Below are 18,754 nucleotides of genomic sequence, written 5' to 3'. Positions count from 1 at the left end.
CCAAGCGCCTAGACCTCCGCCCAAACGCCGGTGTTTTCCCAGGGGCGCCTCAATCAAATCAAGCACTTGGCATCGCCGCCGCCGCAGTGGCTCGGGCCTGGCACGCGGGCTGCAAGAACAGCCTGGGCGAGGCAGCAAGGCGCTCGCTCTTTAGGTGCAAAACAGGAGACAACACATGCAAGTTCAATCGCAGGTCCAGGTGATGGGCATCGATGCCGGTGGCACGATGACCGACACCTTCTTCGTCCGCGAGGACGGTCGTTTTGTGGTGGGCAAGGCCCAGAGCAATCCGGCTGATGAATCGCTGGCTATCTACAACTCATCGGTGGACGCCTTGCTGCACTGGAAGCGCGAGGTCGACGATGTCTTCCCCGAGCTGGTGACCTGCGTCTACTCCGGCACCGCCATGCTCAATCGCGTGGTGCAGCGCAAGGGCCTGGATGTGGGCCTGATGGTCAACAAGGGCTTTGAGCATGTGCACTCCATGGGCCGTGCCATCCAGTCCTATCTGGGCTATGCGCTAGAAGAACGCATCCACCTCAATACCCACCGCTACGACGAGCCCCTGGTGCCGCTCAAGCGCACCCGAGGCGTGACCGAGCGCACCGATGTGCAGGGCAAGGTGGTGATCCCGCTGCGCGAGGACGAGGTGCGCCAAGCCACCCGCGAACTGGTGGCGCAGGAAGCCAAGGCCATCGTGATCTGCTTCCTGCAGTCGCACAAGAATGGCACGAGCGAGCAGCGCGCCCGCGACGTCTGCCTGGACGAGCTGAAGAAGCTGGGCAGCGAGATCCCCGTGTTTGCCTCGGTGGACTACTACCCGCAGCGCAAGGAAAGCCACCGGATGAACACCACAATCCTGGAGGCCTATGCCGCCGAACCTTCGCGTCAGACGCTCAAAAAGGTCAGCGACCGTTTTAAAAAGCATGGCGCCAAATTTGACCTGCGGGTGATGGCCACCCACGGCGGCACCATCAGCTGGAAGGCCAAGGAGCTGGCCCGCACCATCGTCTCCGGCCCCATCGGCGGCGTGATCGGCTCCAAGCTGCTGGGCGAGGCCCTGGGTGACGAGAACATCGCCTGCTCCGACATCGGCGGCACCAGCTTTGATATGGCGCTGATCACCAAGGGCAGCTTTGCCATCGCCTCCGACCCTGACATGGCCCGCCTGGTGCTGTCCCTGCCCCTGGTCACCATGGACTCGGTGGGCGCGGGCGCCGGCAGCTTTGTGCGCCTGGACCCCTATAGCGGCTCCATCAAGCTGGGCCCCGATTCGGCCGGCTACCGCGTCGGCACCTGCTGGCCCGAGAGCGGCCTGGACACGGTCTCGGTCTCGGACTGCCACGTCGTGCTGGGCTATCTGAACCCCGACAACTTCCTGGGCGGCGCCATCAAGCTGGATGTGCAGCGTGCGCGTGATCACATCAAGGCGCAGATCGCCGACCCGCTGGGCCTGTCGGTGGAAGACGCTGCCGCCGGTGTGATCGAGCTGCTGGACCTGCAGCTGCGCGAGTACCTGCGCTCCAACGTCAGCGCCAAGGGCTACAGCCCGACCGACTTCGTCTGCTTCAGCTACGGCGGTGCCGGCCCCGTGCATACCTACGGTTATACCGAAGGCTTGGGCTTCAAGGACGTGGTGGTGCCGGCCTGGGCGGCGGGCTTCTCGGCCTTTGGCTGCGCCTGCGCCGACTTCGAGTACCGCTACGACAAGAGCGTGGACCTGGCCGTGCCGCAGTACGCCACGGACGAGCAAAAGATCGCCGCCGCCAGCACCATCCAGCAGGCCTGGAGCGAGCTGGCCGCCAAGGTGATCGAGGAGTTCCGCATCAACGGCTTCGAGCCCAAGGACGTGATCCTGCGCCCCGGCTACCGCATGCAGTACATGGGCCAGCTGAACGATCTGGAAATCGACTCGCCCGTCACCAGCGCCGCCACCGCCAAGGACTGGGACTTGATCGCCGAGGCCTTCGAGAACACCTACGGCCGCGTCTACGCCAGCTCGGCACGCTCGCCCGAGCTGGGCTTCTCGGCCACCGGCGCCATCATGCGCGGCATGGTCATCACCCAAAAGCCGGTGCTGCCGGAAGACCCGGAGATGGGCCCCACCCCACCCGCCGCCGCCCGCCTGGGCACGCGCAAGCTGTACCGCCACAAAAAGTGGTTCGACGCGGTGATCTGGAAGATGGAATCCCTGCAAGCCGGCAACCAAATCGCCGGCCCGGCCATCATCGAATCCGATGCCACCACCTTTGTCGTGCCCGAGGGTTTCGCCACCACGCTGGACAAGCATCGCTTGTTCCATCTGCGCGAACTCAATGCCAAGAAGTAATCCATTAGGAGACAGACCATGAATATGATGAGTCAAAAAGAACTCGGCTTTCAAAATCTGCTGGGCAACGGCCAGACGCTGAAGGAATACCGCGACGGCATTCTGGAACGCACCGCCAAGACCGGCCATTACAACGGCCTGGCCCGCCTGGCCCTGCGCGAAAAAGACCCCATCGGCTACGAGAAGCTGTTCTCCAAGCTGCGTGGCGGCCTGGTGCATGCACGTGAAACCGCCAAGAAGATCGCCGCCAGCCCCATCGTGGAGCAAGAGGGCGAGTTGTGCTTCACCCTCTACAACGCGGCCGGTGACTGCGTGCTCACCTCGACGGGCATCATCATCCACGTCGGCACCATGGGCGCGGCGATCAAGTACATGATCGAGAACAACTGGGAGGCCAACCCCGGCATCAACCCCGGTGATATGTTCACCAACAACGATTGCTCGATTGGTAACGTCCACCCCTGCGACATCGCCACCATCGTGCCCATCTTTGTGCAGGGCAAGCTGATCGGCTGGGTCGGCGGCGTGACCCACGTGATCGACACCGGCGCGGTGACGCCCGGCTCCATGTCCACCGGCCAGACCCAGCGCTTTGGCGACGGCTACATGATCACCTGCCGCAAGACCGGGGTGAACGACAGCCCGCTGCGCGACTGGCTGCATGAGAGCCAGCGCTCGGTGCGCACGCCCAAGTACTGGATCCTGGACGAGAAGACCCGCATCGCCGGCTGCCACATGATTCGCGCCCTGGTCGAGGAGACCATTGCCGAAGAAGGCCTGGAGACCTACGAGGCCTTTGCCACCGAGGTGATCGAGGAAGGCCGCCGCGGCCTGCAGACCCGCATCAAGGCCATGACCCTGCCCGGCAAGTACCGCAAGGTGGCTTTCGTCGACGTGCCCTACAAGCATGAAGACGTGCAGACCTCCAACGCCTTCGCCAAGCTGGACTCCATCATGCACGCCCCGGTGGAGATGGAAATCCGCGCCGATGCGTCTTGGCGTTTGGATTTTGAAGGCGCCAGCCGCTGGGGTTGGCACAGCTACAACGCCCACCAGGTGGCCTTCACCAGCGGCATCTGGGTGATGATGACCCAGACCCTGGTGCCCACCCAGCGCATCAACGATGGCGCCTATTTCGGCACCGAGTTCCATATGCCCAAGGGCGGCTGGAATAACCCCGATGACCGACGCACCGGCCATGCCTACGCCTGGCACTTCCTGGTCTCGGCCTGGACGACCATGTGGCGCGGCCTGGGCCAGGCCTACTTCAGCCGGGGCTATCTGGAAGAAGTCAATGCCGGCAATGCCAACACCAGCAACTGGCTGCAAGGCGGGGGTATCAACCAGGACGGCGAGATCCACGCCGTCAACAGCTTCGAGGCCAGCTCCTGCGGCACCGGTGCCTGCGCCATCAAGGACGGCCTGAACCACGCCGCCGCGATCTGGAACCCCGAAGGCGATATGGGCGATATCGAAATCTGGGAAATGGCCGAGCCCTTGCTCTACCTGGGCCGCAACGTCAAGGCCAACTCCGGTGGCTACGGCAAGTACCGGGGTGGCCATGGATTCGAGACCCTGCGCATGGTTTGGAACGCGCAGGACTGGACCATGTTCTTCATGGGCAACGGCTATATGAACAGCGACTGGGGCATGATGGGCGGCTACCCCTCGGCCACCGGCTACCGTTTTGAAGCCCACAACACGGGCATCAAGGAGCGCATCGCCAAGGGTGAAAGCCTGCCGCTGGGCGGCGATGTCAACCCCGACCTGCCGGACTACGAAAACCACCTCGGCCCGAATGCCCGCGTCAAGCGCGACCACCAGTGCATGACCACCGAGGACTGCTACGACAACCACGACCTCTACCTCAACTACATCCGTGGCGGCCCGGGCTTTGGCGACCCGCTTGATCGTGAGTTGCCCGCCATCGCCGAAGACCTGAACAACGGCTTCCTGCTGCCCGAGTACGCCCAGAAGGTGCACGGCGTGGTGGCGACCAAGGACGGCAAGGGCGTCTGGAGCATCGACGAAAAGGCCACCGCCTTGCAGCGCCTGGAAGTGCGCCAGCAGCGCATCAAGCGCTCCAAGCCGACCCAGGAATGGATGAAGACCGAGCGCGAGCGCATCCTGGCCAAGCAGGCCTCGGTGCAAGTCCAGCATATGTTCGCCACCAGCTTCGGCCTGTCGGAAAAGTTCGAGAAGCAGTTCCGCACTTTCTGGAATCTGCCGGACTCCTGGACCTGCAAGGAAGAGGACCTGGGCGTGCCCTCTTACGGTTCCAAGTTCCGCATGGACCTCTCGGCCATGCCGGACGTGAAAACCGTCACCCTGGTCGAGGAATAAGAAAGTCAAACCATTGTTGGAGACAGATCATGTCCAAATACACCGCTGAACAAGTCAAAAATCTGGTCGACGGCAAGCTCGACTGGGACACCACCTTGCGCATGTTGTCCATGCCCAAAGATCCCGAGCGCTTTGAGCTCTATATCGCGGCCCTGCAGCAGAAGCTGGGCTGGAACGATCGCATCGTGCTGCCCCTGGGCCCGCATCTGCACATCGTGCAGCAAGCCGGAACCAAGCAGTGGCTGACCCAATGCGATTGCGGTCACGTTTTCTGTGATTGGAAGGGCAACTGGAAAATGCATGCCAACCTCTATGTTCGTGAGAGCGAAGAGGCCATGACCGAGGTTTATCCCAAGCTGATGGCACCCGATACGGCCTGGCAGGTTTACCGCGAATACAGCTGCCCGGCCTGCGGCACCTTGCACGATGTGGAGGCGCCCACGCCCTGGTACCCGGTGATCCATGACTTCGAGCCGGACATCGATGCCTTCTACAAAGAGTGGGTCAAGCTGCCCCTGCCCGAGCGCAGCAACTGAGTCTGCTCTTCTGGCTTGAGCGTTCAGTCCCGCGGGTCCTAGGGCCCGCGGGACGCTTGCCGTCTGTTCTTTCGGGGCTTGAGTCCCATGAATAGGGGGATCGGCGCGTATAGCGGGGTTTTGCGGGATGCCGCTTGTCAGGCTTGCTGCCTATCATGGCCGCGACGATCGGCAACGCGCTCAGGCTGCGGCTTGGTGGAGACAAACAAATGGCCTTTTCGGCGGAACAAATGTTTTCGAACCCCGGCGATGAATTGGCTGTGAGCAAGGCCTGGGAATCTTTTCTGAACGGGCAAGCCCGGCCGCAAGGCGTGTTGCGCTCCTTGGTCGATGTGTCCTGGCAGCGCTGTGCCGATGCCAAGGTGGACCCAAACCGACGCAGTGGCCCCACGCCGGTGTCCGAGCAAGACCTTTATCTGCTGCGTGAGCGCCGCCGCGATCTGCTGGAAGCCAGTGCCCCGGTGATGGCTTGCGCGCGAGATTACCTGGCCGAAACCGGCGCCCTGATGGCCCTGGCCGATTCGCACAGCGCCATTCTCAGCACCGAAGGCGACGGGCCGACGCTGCGCTCGGCCGAAAACATACGCTTGGTTCCGGGGGCCAATTGGAGCGAGAACCTGTGTGGCACCAATGCCATCGGCACGGCGCTCGCGCTCGGCCAGCCGGTGCAGATTCATTCGGCCGAGCACTTTTGCGCCGGCATCAAGCGTTGGACCTGTTCCGCCACGGTCGTTCACCACCCGGCGGACGGGGAGATCGTCGGTGTCATCGATGTGTCCGGCCTTTCATCCACCTTCAATCGCCAGAGCCTGGCCCTGGTGGTGACGACCGCCAGTCGCATCGAGAGCCGTTTGGCCATGGCCGAGATGGAGCGCCGCTACCGGTTGCTGGATTTGGCCATGGGGCGTTGGTCTTCTGCGGGGCGCGATGCCGTGGTCTTGTTTGACCGGCGTGGCTGCCCCATCAAGGCCAGCGAGCATGCGCAGCTGGCGATTCGCGATGCTGGAGGCAGCCTGGACCTGGCGGTGGCGCGCAGCGTGCCAGAGCTGGTCGCAGGGCGACTCAGCCGGGGCGTGCAGAAAGCGCATTTGCCCGAGTGGATGCGGCCAGAGTGGTTGGAGCCCCTGGTTGTCAAGGGCGAGCATTTGGGCGCGATGCTGATCCTGCCCGCGAGCCAGGGTCGGGCGCGCTGGGCCGCGCCGCCACCGGCCGCCGATCGTGTATTTCCCGAGGCGACCGGCTTTGAGCATGTCTTGACCGCCGACCCTTCGATGCAGGAGTTGATCCAACGAGCCCAGCAGCTGGCGCGCTCCAAGGTGCCGGTGCTTTTGCAAGGCGAGACGGGGGCCGGGAAGGAGGAGTTTGCGCGCGGCATTCATGGGGGCCGCGGCGGCAGTTTCGTGGCGCTCAACTGCGGTGGCCTCTCGCGTGAATTGCTGGCCAGCGAGCTTTTCGGTTATGCCGAAGGTGCCTTCACCGGTGCGCGCAAAGGCGGCATGGTGGGCAAGATCGAAGCGGCTCACGGCGGCACCCTGTTCTTGGACGAGCTGGGGGAGTTGCCGCTGGACATGCAGCCTCAGCTGCTGCGGGTTTTGGAGCAAGGCGTGATCTACCGCCTGGGCGATAACGAGCCCCGCAAAGTGGACTTCCGCCTGGTGGCCGCCACCCATCGCGACCTACGCCAGGAGGTGGCCGCCGGCCGCTTCCGCATGGACCTGTACTACCGCGTGGCCGTCACCGGCCTGCGCATTCCGCCGCTGCGCGAGCGGCCCGCCGACATCGCCTTGCTGGCGCAAAAGTTCCTGGAGCGCTTTCGGCGCGAGCAGGGCCAAAGTGCCGAGCAGCTCGACGCCGCCGTGCTGGCGCGTTTGACCGCCTATCCCTGGCCCGGCAATGTGCGCGAGCTGCGCAACATCATCGAAGGCGCGGTGCTGACCAGCCCAGATCGCCCCCTGACGGCCGAGCAGCTGCAGCTGGATCCCAGCATTTTTGCCGGCCTGGACCAGCCCGCTGAGCGCCCCTTGGCGCTGCCCAGCATGGCCGAAAACGAGGAGCAATTGATCGTGCGCGCCATTGCCGCCTGCGAGGGCAATCTGACCCGCAGCGCCAAGCAGCTCAATATCGCCAAGAGCACCTTGTACGCAAAAATGCAGCGTTATGGTTTGAGGGGCTGAGCGGCGGGGCATTGGCTGGCTTGCATCGGCTCTGAGAATCCAAAGAAGCGATTCAAACACCTCATGCACTGAGTCCAACTCGCGCTCAGCACGTGTCTTGGATCGTTGCGGCTTCCAAGGCGAGGGCTTGTTGCGAAGCTATCGCCAAGTGCGTGGCCGGCCCGGGAAATTTTGGATCTACGCGAAGCTCAGCTCGGCTTCTTAGCCACGGGCTCGAACCAAAGCTCCAGCTCCTTCGCCTCCACCGCCGGGCTGTAAAGCCAGCCCTGCGCTTCAAGCACGCTCATGCCTAGCAGGATGTCGCGCTGCTCGGCGGTTTCCACGCCTTCGGCCGTGACGGCCAGATCCATGGTGCTGGCCAGGGCGGCGATGGCGCGGGCGATGGCCAGGTCGTTGGGGTCACGGGCCAGGTCGCGTACAAAACCCCGGTCGATCTTGAGCCGGTCTATGGGCAGCATCTTGAGCATGGACAGCGATGAAAAACCGGTGCCGAAATCGTCCAGGGCGAGCTTGACGCCGAGGGCGCGCAGGGCGTGCAGGGCGCGCAGCACGGAGTCGCCGCTTTGCAAAGAGGATTCGGTCAGTTCCAGCTCCAGCTTTTCCGGGGCCAGCTGGGCCTGCTGCAGGGCGGCCTCCACTCTTTGGGCGAAACCCTCGTGTTGCAGCTGACGTGGTGAGACGTTGACGGCCACGCGCTCAAAGGCAAAGCCGGCCTTGAGCCAGCGCGCGGCCTGGCCACAGGCTTCGCGCAAGACCCAGTCGCCGATGGCGTCGATCAACCCGGTCTCCTCGGCCACCGGGATAAAACGCTCGGGGCCGATGGGGCCATGCTCGGGATGGGTCCAGCGCAGCAAGGCCTCGGCGCCGAGCAGGCCACCATCGCGCAGCGAGACCACCGGCTGCCAGAGCACCCGCAGCTCTTGAGCGCCCAAGGCGCGGCGCAGGCCTTGCTCGATCTGCATGCGTTCCACCGCGCGGGCCGAGAGTGCGGCGCTGTAGAAGGCATAGCGGTCTCGACCCGAGGCCTTGGCGGCGTACATGGCGCTGTCGGCGGCCTTGATCAAATCGTCCACGCTGCCGGCATGATCGGGGAAGAGGGCGATGCCTATGCTGGCCGAGACCTGCACCGGCTCGCCCAGGCCCAGGTCGACCGGTTGGCGGATGGCGACGAGCAGTTTGTCGGCCACGCTGATCAGGTCTTCGGGCCGCTGGATGGATTGCAGAATCAGCACGAACTCGTCACCGCCCAGGCGTATGGGCACGTCGGTGCTGCGCAGATGATTGCTCAGGCGGGCGGCGATCTCGATCAGCAGCAGATCGCCCACCGCATGGCCCAAGGTGTCGTTGATGGTCTTGAAGCCGTCCAGATCGATGAAGATCAGGGCGAACTTCTCGGGCTGGCCCTCACTGGGGCGGCGGTTCATGCATTCGCGCAGGCAGTGGTTGAGGTGATGGCGATTGCCCAGGCCCGTCAGCGCGTCGTGAAAGGCGAGGTGGTGAATCTTCATCTCAGCATCGCGCAGGGCCGAGGTGTCGCTGAAGCTCAGCACATAGTGCGAGACCTCCTGCTCCTTGCCCATCACCGGGGCCACATGCTCCCAGGCCGGGAACAGGCTGCCGTCGCGCCGCAGGCAATAGACATCGCCATGCCAGGGCGTGGCGGCCGCGCCGGCGGCCAGGCTCTCGCGCGCACTCATGCGGTCGCTGGAGCGCTTGGCGTGCAAGAAGTCGTCCGGATGCCGACCCAGCACCTCGTGGTGAGCCCAGCCGGTGAGGGCGGTGAAGGCGGGGTTGGCGGCCCGCACCAGATAGCCGCCGTCCAGGATCACGATGGCCTCGGTGGCGGACTCAAAAACGACGGCCGCCTGCTGCAGGCGTTCCTCGTTATTGACCTGGGTGGTGACGTCACGGAACACGCCGATGACCTTGTCTTCATCGACGAAATGGCAGGCATGGATCTCCAGCCAGATCAGCTCCTCGTCATCGCGCTGCCACAGGGCCAGGGTGTGGACCACGCCGCCGGGCAGTAGCAGGGAGCTGAGGCGCTCGCGCACTGCAGGCTCGACCAGACGGGCCAGGAACTCGTCGCGCGAGAACTTGAAGCCCAGCGGGCTGCTGCGCATCAGGTGGGCGATATGGCCGTCCAGCTCGACGGCATCGGTATTGCGATGGAACTCCACCACGCCCAGGCGGGCGGCGTCCAGGGCCAGGCGGAAGCGTTGCTCCAGTCGCTCGGTCCTTTGCTCCACCTCGCGCCGGGCCAAGGCCATGCGGATGGTGGCGTTGAGTTCGCGCAGCTCAAAAGGCTTGAGCAGATAGCCGTAGGGCGCGCTCAGGCCGGCGCGCTCCAAGGTCTCCGGCTCGGCGTAGGCGGTGAGGAAGATCACCGGCACGCCGAACTCGTCCTTGAGCTGTTGGGCGGCTTGGATGCCGTCGCCGCCGCGACCCAGATTGATGTCCATCAGCACCACATCGGGTCGCTCGCGCCGCACCTGGGCCAGGGCCTCGCCCTCGCTATTGGCCATGCCGGTGACGACAAAACCCAGCTGTTGCAGATTGAACTTGAGATCGAGTGCCACGATGCGTTCGTCCTCGACGATCTGCACCCTCACCGTCTTGTTCTGGCTCTTGACTTCGATCACCGCGTTCATAGTGGGAGGCCCTCACGGCGGGGGATTTGCAGGCGCACTCGGGTGCCGGGGCCGGGCAGCAAGGCCAGGCTGGCCTCCATCTGGTCGGCCAGCAGGGGGACCAGCTGGAAGCCCAGGGAGTTGGCGCCTTCCATCGCCATGCCCTCGGGCAGGCCGATGCCGTCGTCGCTCACCTCGATGAACAAGGATTTGCCCGGCGCTGCCGGGTCGTCACCCGCGCTGACGCGGATCAGGCCGGAGCGAGCGCCGGGAAAGGCATGCTTGAGCGCGTTGACCACCAGCTCATTCACCACCAGGCCGCAGGGCACGGCGGTTTGCAAATCGATGTGCAGGCCACGCTCGGGCGCTTGCACCTCCACCCTCACCCTTGACTGCTGGCCCAGATAGGACTCGCACAGAAGGGCGGTCAGCTTGTGCAGATAAGGCCCCAGCTCCATGCCGGAGAAGTCCTTGCGTTCGTACAGCAGCTGGTGGGTCAAGGCCATGGCGCGCACCCGGGCCTGGCTGTCTTGCAAGGCGGGCCGGGCCGCCTCGGGGGCGCTGGCGGACTGCAGGCGCAGCAGGCTGGAGATGATTTGCAGATTGTTTTTGACCCGGTGATGAACTTCGTTCAGCAGCGCGGTCTTCTCCTCCAATGCCTTCTGGATTTCAGTTTGCGCGGCGACGCGCTCGCTGACGTCGGAGACGGTGGCCAGCACCTCGGGCGGGTCGCTGCCGGGAATCGGGCTCAGGCCGACCTCCAGGGGAAAGAGCGTGCCGTCCAGCCTTTGCCCGTGCAGAGGCTTGCGCGCCGCCATGGGCCGCACCTGGGGCGTGGCGAAGAAGCGGCCCACATGGCCGACATGGGCCTGACGCATGGCGGCCGGCAGCAGCTCGTCGATGCAACGCCCGGTCAGCTCGCCCGGCGCGTAGCCGAACAAGCGGTTCATGCTCTTGTTGGCCAGCAGGATGTGGCGCTCGGCATCGACCAAGGTCATGCCATCGGGTGCGGCCTCGAAGGCGCTGCGAAAGCGCGCCTCGCTGGCGCGCAGGGCGCGGTCGCTGGCCACGCGGTCGGAGATGTCGATGGCCGAGGGGATCAGATGGGTGATGCGGCCGGCCTCGTCGCGCAGTGGCGCCAGCATGAAGTCGATGGTGACCAGCTGGCCGCCGGCCATGCAGACCTTGACCTCTCTGCGCACCAGCCCCCCCGCTGCCACTTCCTTGACCGCACTCTTGAGCCACTCCTGCTGCTCGGTGTCGTGGCTCCACCAATAGGTGTCCCAGACATACTGCCCTTGCACCTCTTCTAGGCTGATGCCGGCAGCCTCCAGCGGGGCGCGGTTGGCCTCTTGCAAGACGCCATCAGGGGTCAGCACGCCCACCAGCACAAAGAGGCTGTCCAGCACCCGGCGCACCCGTTCTTCGCTTTGGCGCTCGCGGCGCTGGGCCAGCTGCTGGACGGTGATATTGATGGCCTGTACCAGGATGCCGCAGGTGTAGCCGTACTCGTTCTTGACCGGCAGATAGCTGGCCTCCCACTCCGACAGTTCGCCAGGAAAGCTAGGCACCTCGGCCTGCACCCGGAAGCCCTGCAGGGCCTCGCCGCTGCTCAGCACCTGCTGCAGCAAGGGGCCTAGCGTGGCGTAGGCCTCGGGCAGCACGGCTTGCACGGTCTGGCCCAGGGCTTCCTGCGCTGGCACGCCGTTGAAGTCCGCCAGCGTTTTGTTGATGCGGACGTAGCGGAACTCGTGGTCCAGCAGGGCCAGGCCCACAGGCAGCTCGGTGCTGAACAGCAGATCCAGACCCTGGCTGAGCAGGGTGGGGAAGATTCTCGTCGCGCCCATCCGTTCTCCCGGTCCATGCAAAAGCGCTTTGCGCCGCCTTGCATCCCTTCGACTAACAGAGTAATTCAGCGGAGCATACCGCCCTTCGCCCGCCGATGTCAGTTCTTGCTGTTGCTATGAACAGGGGCGCAGCTTGCGCCCGTCTGGGCTTGCTGCTAGGGCTTGGCAGGGGGCGCACATTCGGCCAGGGCTTGGCTTAAAGCCCCCAGGAATACCCGGGTGCGCAGCGGCATCAGCCGCCGCTCCGGGAAGACCGCCCAGCAGTCGGTGGGCGGCAAGCACCAGTCGGGCAGCACCCGTAATAATTCACCGCGCGCCACCGGTGCCTTGGCAAAAAGCTCGGCCACGGCCGTGATGCCCACCCCCGCGCAGGCCAGGCGCAGCAGCAGCTCGGGCGCATTGGCCAGGCTGCGCTGGGCGGGTGCGCCGGTCCAGCTTCGGCTGGGGTCCTGGGCGTGCAACAGGGTCCAGGGCAGGGCCTCGCCCTTGCGGTCCAGAATCATCAGCGCGTGCAGCTGGCTCAGGCCCTCGGGCAGCAAGGGCTCGCCCTGTTGGGCCAGATAGGCGGGCGAGGCATAGAGCCCGGTGGACAAGGTGGCCAGGCGGCGGGCGCCCAGGCTGTTGTTGTCCTGGCTCAGCTCACCCACCCGCAGGGCCAGATCAAAGCCCTCGGCGATCAGGTCGACCCGGCGGGGTGAGAGGTCCAGCTCCAGCTGCACCGCGGGGTAGTCGCGCACAAAGGCCGCCAGCATGGGCGCCAGACCTTGATTGGCGAAATCGGCCGGCATGGACACGCGCAGCCGCCCGCTGGGCTTTTGCTGGCGGTGCAGGGCCAGGGCCAGGGCGGCATCGACCTCGGCGGAGAGGGCGCGGGCATGCTCCAGCACACCGGCGCCGAATTCGGTCAGCGTCAAACGGCGGGTGCTGCGTTGCAGCAGCTTTTCGCCCAGGCGGGCTTCCAGCGCGGCGATGCGGCGCGACACGCTGGACTTGGGCCATTGCAGGCGTTCGGCCGCGCGGCTGAAACTGCCTTGCTCCATCACCCGGGCGAACAGCAGGAGGTCATCGGCATCGAGAGACATTGGGTTTGATTGTTCCTTTGGTGGAACAATCTTATCCATCCAACGGGCTTCTGCAGTTCATTGTTGATGAATACAGTGAGGTCCTGGCTTGCAAAGCCTGTCCAAAGCAAAGGAATGACCATGAACACCGCGACCCGAATCCAACAAGCCCGCGCCGTTGAGCGTCTGGTGGTGGGCCAGGCCACCAGCGACGGGGCCGGCGTCAAGCTGACCCGTGTGCTCACCCAGCAATTGCAGCGTCGGCTGGACCCGTATCTGATGCTGGACGCTTTTGGCTCCGACAAGGCCGAGGACTACATCGGCGGCTTTCCCGAGCATCCGCACCGGGGCTTTGAGACCATCACTTATATGCTGGAAGGTCGTATGCGCCACCGCGACTCGGCCGGGCATGAAGGTCTGCTGGGCGACGGCGGCGTGCAGTGGATGACGGCCGGGCGTGGCGTGATTCACTCGGAGCTGCCCGAGCAAACGGCCGGCCGCATGGAAGGTTTTCAGCTCTGGCTGAATCTGGCCGGCAAGGACAAGATGTGCCCGCCCTGGTACCGCGACATCCCGGCCGAGCAGATTCCGCAATACGAGCAGGCAGGTGGCTTGGTGCGGGTGATCGCCGGCAGCAGCGGCGGCGTGCAAGGCGCCATGCAGCGCGATGTGACCGAGCCGCTGTATCTGGACGTGCATCTGCAGCCCGGTGCCAGCTTTGAGCAAGCCGTGCCCGAGGGGCATAACGCCTTCGTCTATGTGTACCGAGGCAGCCTGGTGTTTGAGCCCCAGGCTTGCACCGTGCCGGCCCAGCGCATGGCGATTCTGGCCAATCAGGCGGGCTCAGACGGCGTGCGTTTTGCGGCCGGTGAGCAAGGCGCTCGCGCCCTGCTGATCGCGGGCCGACCCCTGGGCGAGCCCATCGCTCAGTACGGCCCCTTTGTGATGAACACGCAGGCCGAACTGATGCAAGCAGTGCGGGACTTTCAGGAAGGGCGGCTGATCGCCTGATCAGTTGCCGCGGCGTACACCCAGCTTGGCCAAGATGGACTCCATCAAACACCAGCGGGTGAGGCCGCTTTGCAGCAGATTGAGGCCCACAAAGGCGGTGAAAGCCAGCCACCAGCTGGAATGAAAGACCGGGCTGCCGGGCACGCCCAGTGCGAGCGACAGCAGGATGAAGCTGCCCGCGATGATGCGGACGATTTGCCAGGTGTTCATGAGGTTCTCCTTGTGCTTTTGCCTAGGGTTTGTATTGGGCGAGCACTGGGCACCGGGCAAGCGGTTCCGCTCATGTCACCCGGGCCGTTCCGGCCCTCCTTCTTTACTTCGCTTCACCGCTTGCCCGGCACCCAGTGCGGTCGGGCTGCATCGGTGAGTAGGGTTTCGTCTAGTTCGCCGTGATCGCCTCCACCCGGTTTCTGTACGCCACGTAGTACAGCAGCGGGATCACCACCAGGGTCAGCAGCGTTGAGATGGCGATGCCGAAGATCAGGGAGATGGCCAGACCGTTGAAGATGGGGTCGTCGAGGATGAAGAAGGCGCCCATCATGGCCGCCAGGCCGGTCAGGATGATGGGCTGAGCCCGGGTGACGGCGGCGCTGACGATGGCCTTCTCTATCGCCATGCCTTCACGCAGCTGCAGATTGATGAAGTCCACCAGCAGGATGGAGTTGCGCACGATGATGCCCGCCAGGGCGATCATGCCAATCATGCTGGTGGCCGTGTACTGCGCGCCCAGTAGGGCATGGCCGGGCATCACGCCGATGATGGTCAGCGGGATGGGCGCCATGATGATCAGCGGCGTCAGATAAGAGCCGAACTGGGCCACCACCAGCAGATAGATCAGGATCAGGCCCACGCCATAGGCCAGGCCCATATCGCGGAAGGTCTCGTAAGTGATTTGCCACTCGCCATCCCATTTGAGGCTGTAGTCGCGCAAGCCGTCGGAGGGCTGGCGGATGAAGTACTCCTGCAGCGTGCCGCCACCGGGCGTTTGGATCTTCTTGATCTCGGCGCGCATGGCGAAGAGGCCATAGAGCGGGCTGTCCAGATGGGTTTTGGCATCGGCCACATCGGCCATCACAAACTGCACCGGCAGCAAGTCCTTGTGATAGATCGGCTGCTCGCGGTGCGTGTCCGAAATCGTCAGCAACTCGCGCAGCGGTATCAGGGCGCCGGCATTGCTGCCCGCGCTGCTGCGCACACCCAGGGCCAGCAAGGCGTCCAGATTGCCTTGCGACTCGGGCGGCAGCTGCAGCATGGCGGGCGCGGGGTATTTGCTCTGGTCATGCAGATAGGTGACGGCCTCACCGGCCAGGCCGGCGCGCAGGGTGCTGACGATCAATTCCTGCGGCACGCCCAGCATGGCCGCCTTGCGGCGGTCGATCAGCAGCAGCTGGCGCGGGGCGGCGGCGATCAAGGTGTCGTCCACATCGACGATGCCGGCTTGGCGCTCAAAAACCGCCCGCACCTGACGCGCCACGGCGTCGCGGCCGGCGGCCTCGGGGCCGTAGATCTCGGCCACGATGGGCGAGAGCACGGGGGGGCCGGGCGGCACTTCCACCACCTTCACATTGGCCTCGAAGCGTTTGGCGATTTTTTGCAGCTCGGGGCGCAGGCGCATGGCGATGGCGTGGCTCTGCTCCTTGCGCGCATGCTTGTCCACCAGATTGACCTGGATGTCACCTTGGTTCGGGTCGGCGCGCAGATAGTACTGACGCACCAGGCCGTTGAAGTTGATGGGCGAGGCGGCGCCGGCGTAAGCCTGGTAATGCGTCACCTCGGGCACCGTGCCCAGGTAGGCGCCCAGCTCGCGCATGGCGGCGGCGGTTTTCTCCAGCGGCGTACCGGCCGGCATGTCCACCACCACCTGCAGCTCGGACTTGTTGTCAAAGGGCAGCATCTTCAGCAGCACCAGACCGGTGGCGGGCAGGGCCAGGGAGACGACGATCAGCCCCGCAATGCCCAGCCCCAGCAGGCCGCGATTGCGCCCGCCGCGCTGCGAATCCAGCAAGGGCTTGAAGATGCGCTCGAACAGCGGCGCAAGCCGGGCAGCGAGGCCGTGAAGTTCCTGGGCCTTAGCTGCCGTGTGGCCTGCCGGGGGCACATGCTTCATCCAGAGACGGGCCAACCACGGCGTCACGACAAAGGCGATGGCGAGCGAGAGCAGCATGCCCATGCTGGCGTTGATGGGGATGGGGCTCATATAAGGGCCCATCAGGCCGGACACAAAAGCCATGGGCAGCAAGGCTGCGATCACCGTCAGCGTGGCCAGAATGGTGGGGCCGCCCACCTCGTCAACGGCGCCGGGGATGATGTCCTTCAGGCTGCGGCCGGGGTAGAGCTGCTGGTGGCGGTGGATGTTCTCCACCACCACGATGGCGTCGTCCACCAGGATGCCGATGGAGAAGATCAGCGCGAACAGCGAGACCCGGTTGAGCGTGAAGCCCCAGGCCCAGGAGGCGAACAGAGTGACCGTCAGCGTCAGAATCACCGCCGTGCCCACGATGGCGGCTTCACGGCGGCCCAGGGCGATGAAGACCAGGGCCACCACCGAGGCGGTGGCGAAGAGCAGCTTCTGGATCAGCTTCTTGGCCTTTTCATCCGCGCTGGCGCCGTAGTTGCGCGTTTCGCTGACCTCGACATCGGCCGGAATCAAGGTGTTGCGCAGCTCGTCCACCCGGCTCATCAGGGCATTGGCCACGTCGATGGCGTTCTCCCCCGCTTTTTTGGTGATGGCCAGAGTGATGGCCGGGTAGGTTTGGCCAGCCTCGCCATGCCAGACATAACGCGTGGGCAGCAGGGGGCCGTCGCGCACCTGGGCCACATCGCGCAAGAAGATGGGTTTGCCAGCCTGCACACCGACGACGAGTTCTTCCACCTCGCGGGCCGAGCCCAGGAAAGAACCGGCCTCCAGCGCGATCGCTTGGTTGGCGCGCAGCAAATCGCCCAGGGGTGCGCCGGCATTGGCCGACTGCAGGGCGCGGCGCAGATCGGCCACGCTCAGACCCACGCTGGCCATGCGGCCGGCGTCCATCTCGATGATCACGCCGCGGCCGGGGCCGCCTATGCTCGAGACCTCGCGGGTGCCGGGCACGCGCTTGAGCTCGGCCTCCATGCTGTGGGCCACGCGCTCCAGATCGGCCGCACCGATTTCGCCATTCTTTTTGCTGAACAGCGTCAGGCTGACGATGGGCACGTCATCAATGCCCTTGGGCTTGATGATGGGGGGCAGGGCACCCAGCTTGGCCGGCAGCCAGTCGGCATTGGAGTTGACCGTGTCGTAGAGCCGCACCAAGGCCTCGGTGCGGGGAACGCCGACCTTGAACTGCACCGTCAGCACGGCCAGGCCGGGGCGCGAGACCGACATCACATGCTCGACCCCCGCCATCTGCGCGAGCACCTGTTCGGCCGGCGTCGCAATCATCTGCTCCACATCGGCCACGCCGGCGCCGGGGAAGGGCACCATCACATTGGCCATGGTGACGTTGATCTGCGGCTCTTCTTCGCGCGGCGTCACCAGCACGGCGAAGATGCCCAGCAGCAAGGCGACCAGGGCCAACAAGGGCGTGATCTGGGCGCTCAGGAAGAAGGCAGCGATGCGGCCGCTGGGCCCCAGCCGAGGATTGGGCTTAGGGCTGCTCATGGCTGGGCACCGCTGAGGACGCGGGCGGCGGCGGCCGGATCGGTGGCGACGCGCTCACCGGCGCTCAGGCCGGACAAGACCTCCACCAGCTCGCCCTGGGCTGCGCCCAGACGGACCTGCCGCAGCAAGGGCTGGCCCTGCTCGTTCAACACATAAACCGCATGCAGCTCGGCGCGGCGCAGGACCGCGCTGCGCGGCAGCAGCAATTGCTGGCTGACCGCGGGCGCGCCATCGTCGTTGAGCCAGACTCGGGCGAACAGGCCGGGTGTGTAGTTGGGGGAAGAGCCGGCGCTATTGGCCTTGGCCAGGTCCAGGCGCACTTGCACCGTGTGGGTGCCGGCATCCACCATGGGCAGGATCTGCACCTGGCTGGGCTGCACACCACGCTTGCCATTCAACTCCAGCTGAAAGCTGGGCTTGGCGCTCAGGCCGGCCACCACGCTTTGCGGCAGATTGGCCGTGACCCGCAAGGCGCTGGGGTCGTAAACCGTGATCAGGGCGCGGCCGGGCAGGGCCATATCGCCCAGGGCCACCGGCAGCTCGGAGACGATGCCGTCGTAAGGGCTGCGCACCACATGCAAGCTGGTCTGGGTGCGTGCGCCGCCCAGCTGGGCCAGCTGGGCATTGACCTGCGCCTGGGTCGCCTTGAACTGGCTCTCGGCCTGGTCCAGTGCTGCCTGGCTGATATAGCGCTGCTTGAAGAGTTGCTGCTGGCGCTCGAAGTCGCGGGTGGCCAGCTGCAGGGTCGCGCGCGCGGCCTGGGCCTGGGCCTCGCTGGCCTGGGCGGCGTCCTGGGCGGCGCGAGCGTCCACCCGTAGCAAGACCTGACCCTTGCTGACGCGATCACCCGCCTTGACATCGATCTGCACGATGGCGCCCGCCACCTGGGCGGCCACCACGGTCTGGCGTACGGCTTCCACCACCCCGTCAAAGCTGCGACTGCTTTGCGCCCCGCCGGCCTTCAGCTGATAGCTGGCCAGAGGCGCTGCGGCCTGAGCTTGAGCCTGGGCAGACAGGGCCGGAGCGAAAGCCCAGGCGAGCAAGCCACTGCCCAGCATCAGGCTCAGCGCCAAGGCCGAGCGGCGAGCGTGGGGAGGAAGTGTTTTATTCATGGCAATCTTTGAAGAATCGACTGGACAAATGCATTTCGATGAATCATTATTTGCGCAATCATGCAAATAGTCAA

11 protein-coding genes are annotated in these 18,754 nt (G+C 65.1%); 5 read left to right on the top strand and 6 right to left on the bottom strand.

The window, feature by feature from the left end; genetic code table 11:
• Window positions 1–175 precede the first annotated feature (175 nt).
• From DBR47_RS20505 to DBR47_RS20490, 4 genes are all read left to right on the top strand, one after another.
• Complete coding sequence (locus DBR47_RS20505) at window positions 176–2,329, top strand: hydantoinase/oxoprolinase family protein (protein ID WP_124453560.1); 2,154 nt, start codon at window positions 176–178, stop codon at window positions 2,327–2,329.
• An 18-nt stretch (window positions 2,330–2,347) separates the two neighbouring features.
• Window positions 2,348–4,672, top strand: coding sequence for a hydantoinase B/oxoprolinase family protein (locus DBR47_RS20500; protein ID WP_124453558.1), 2,325 nt, complete (start codon window positions 2,348–2,350; stop codon window positions 4,670–4,672).
• A gap of 29 nt (window positions 4,673–4,701) precedes the next feature.
• Window positions 4,702–5,208 (top strand): acetone carboxylase subunit gamma, encoded by a 507-nt coding sequence (locus DBR47_RS20495; RefSeq protein WP_124453556.1) that lies wholly within the window; start codon window positions 4,702–4,704, stop codon window positions 5,206–5,208.
• A gap of 230 nt (window positions 5,209–5,438) precedes the next feature.
• Window positions 5,439–7,382, top strand: coding sequence for a sigma-54-dependent Fis family transcriptional regulator (locus DBR47_RS20490; protein WP_231512418.1), 1,944 nt, complete (start codon window positions 5,439–5,441; stop codon window positions 7,380–7,382).
• A gap of 188 nt (window positions 7,383–7,570) precedes the next feature.
• Here DBR47_RS20490 and DBR47_RS20480 read toward each other — a convergent pair whose 3' ends face one another.
• The 3 genes from DBR47_RS20480 to DBR47_RS20470 form a co-directional block, all read right to left on the bottom strand.
• A complete protein-coding gene (locus tag DBR47_RS20480) occupies window positions 7,571–10,033 on the bottom strand; it encodes an EAL domain-containing protein (protein WP_124453552.1) in 2,463 nt (820 codons plus the stop codon).
• Complete coding sequence (locus tag DBR47_RS20475) at window positions 10,030–11,859, bottom strand: PAS domain S-box protein (RefSeq protein ID WP_124453550.1); 1,830 nt, start codon at window positions 11,857–11,859, stop codon at window positions 10,030–10,032. Before DBR47_RS20475 ends, DBR47_RS20480 begins: the two co-directional genes overlap by 4 nt.
• A 155-nt stretch (window positions 11,860–12,014) precedes the next feature.
• Window positions 12,015–12,941 carry a LysR family transcriptional regulator gene (locus tag DBR47_RS20470; protein WP_124453548.1) on the bottom strand — a complete coding sequence of 309 codons (927 nt, stop codon included), beginning with the start codon at window positions 12,939–12,941 and terminating at the stop codon, window positions 12,015–12,017.
• A gap of 114 nt (window positions 12,942–13,055) precedes the next feature.
• Between DBR47_RS20470 and DBR47_RS20465 the strand changes: the two genes are divergently transcribed.
• Window positions 13,056–13,931, top strand: a complete 876-nt coding sequence (locus tag DBR47_RS20465) for a pirin family protein (RefSeq protein WP_370454937.1) — start codon at window positions 13,056–13,058, stop codon at window positions 13,929–13,931.
• On the opposite strand, the gene DBR47_RS20460 is transcribed toward DBR47_RS20465, so the two are convergent.
• The 3 genes from DBR47_RS20460 to DBR47_RS20450 form a co-directional block, all read right to left on the bottom strand.
• Complete coding sequence (locus tag DBR47_RS20460) at window positions 13,932–14,141, bottom strand: DUF2892 domain-containing protein (RefSeq protein ID WP_124453544.1); 210 nt, start codon at window positions 14,139–14,141, stop codon at window positions 13,932–13,934.
• Between the two features lie 169 nt (window positions 14,142–14,310).
• On the bottom strand, window positions 14,311–17,568 hold the full coding sequence (locus DBR47_RS20455; RefSeq protein ID WP_124453542.1) for an efflux RND transporter permease subunit: 3,258 nt from the start codon (window positions 17,566–17,568) through the stop codon (window positions 14,311–14,313).
• Window positions 17,565–18,680 carry an efflux RND transporter periplasmic adaptor subunit gene (locus DBR47_RS20450; protein WP_124453540.1) on the bottom strand — a complete coding sequence of 372 codons (1,116 nt, stop codon included), beginning with the start codon at window positions 18,678–18,680 and terminating at the stop codon, window positions 17,565–17,567. The genes DBR47_RS20455 and DBR47_RS20450 overlap by 4 nt, the downstream gene beginning before the upstream one ends.
• Window positions 18,681–18,754 lie beyond the last annotated feature (74 nt).

Source organism: Paucibacter sp. KBW04, assembly GCF_003852425.1.
Taxonomy (GTDB): Bacteria; Pseudomonadota; Gammaproteobacteria; order Burkholderiales; family Burkholderiaceae_C; genus Paucibacter_A.
This window is presented reverse-complemented; position numbering and strand designations above follow the sequence as displayed.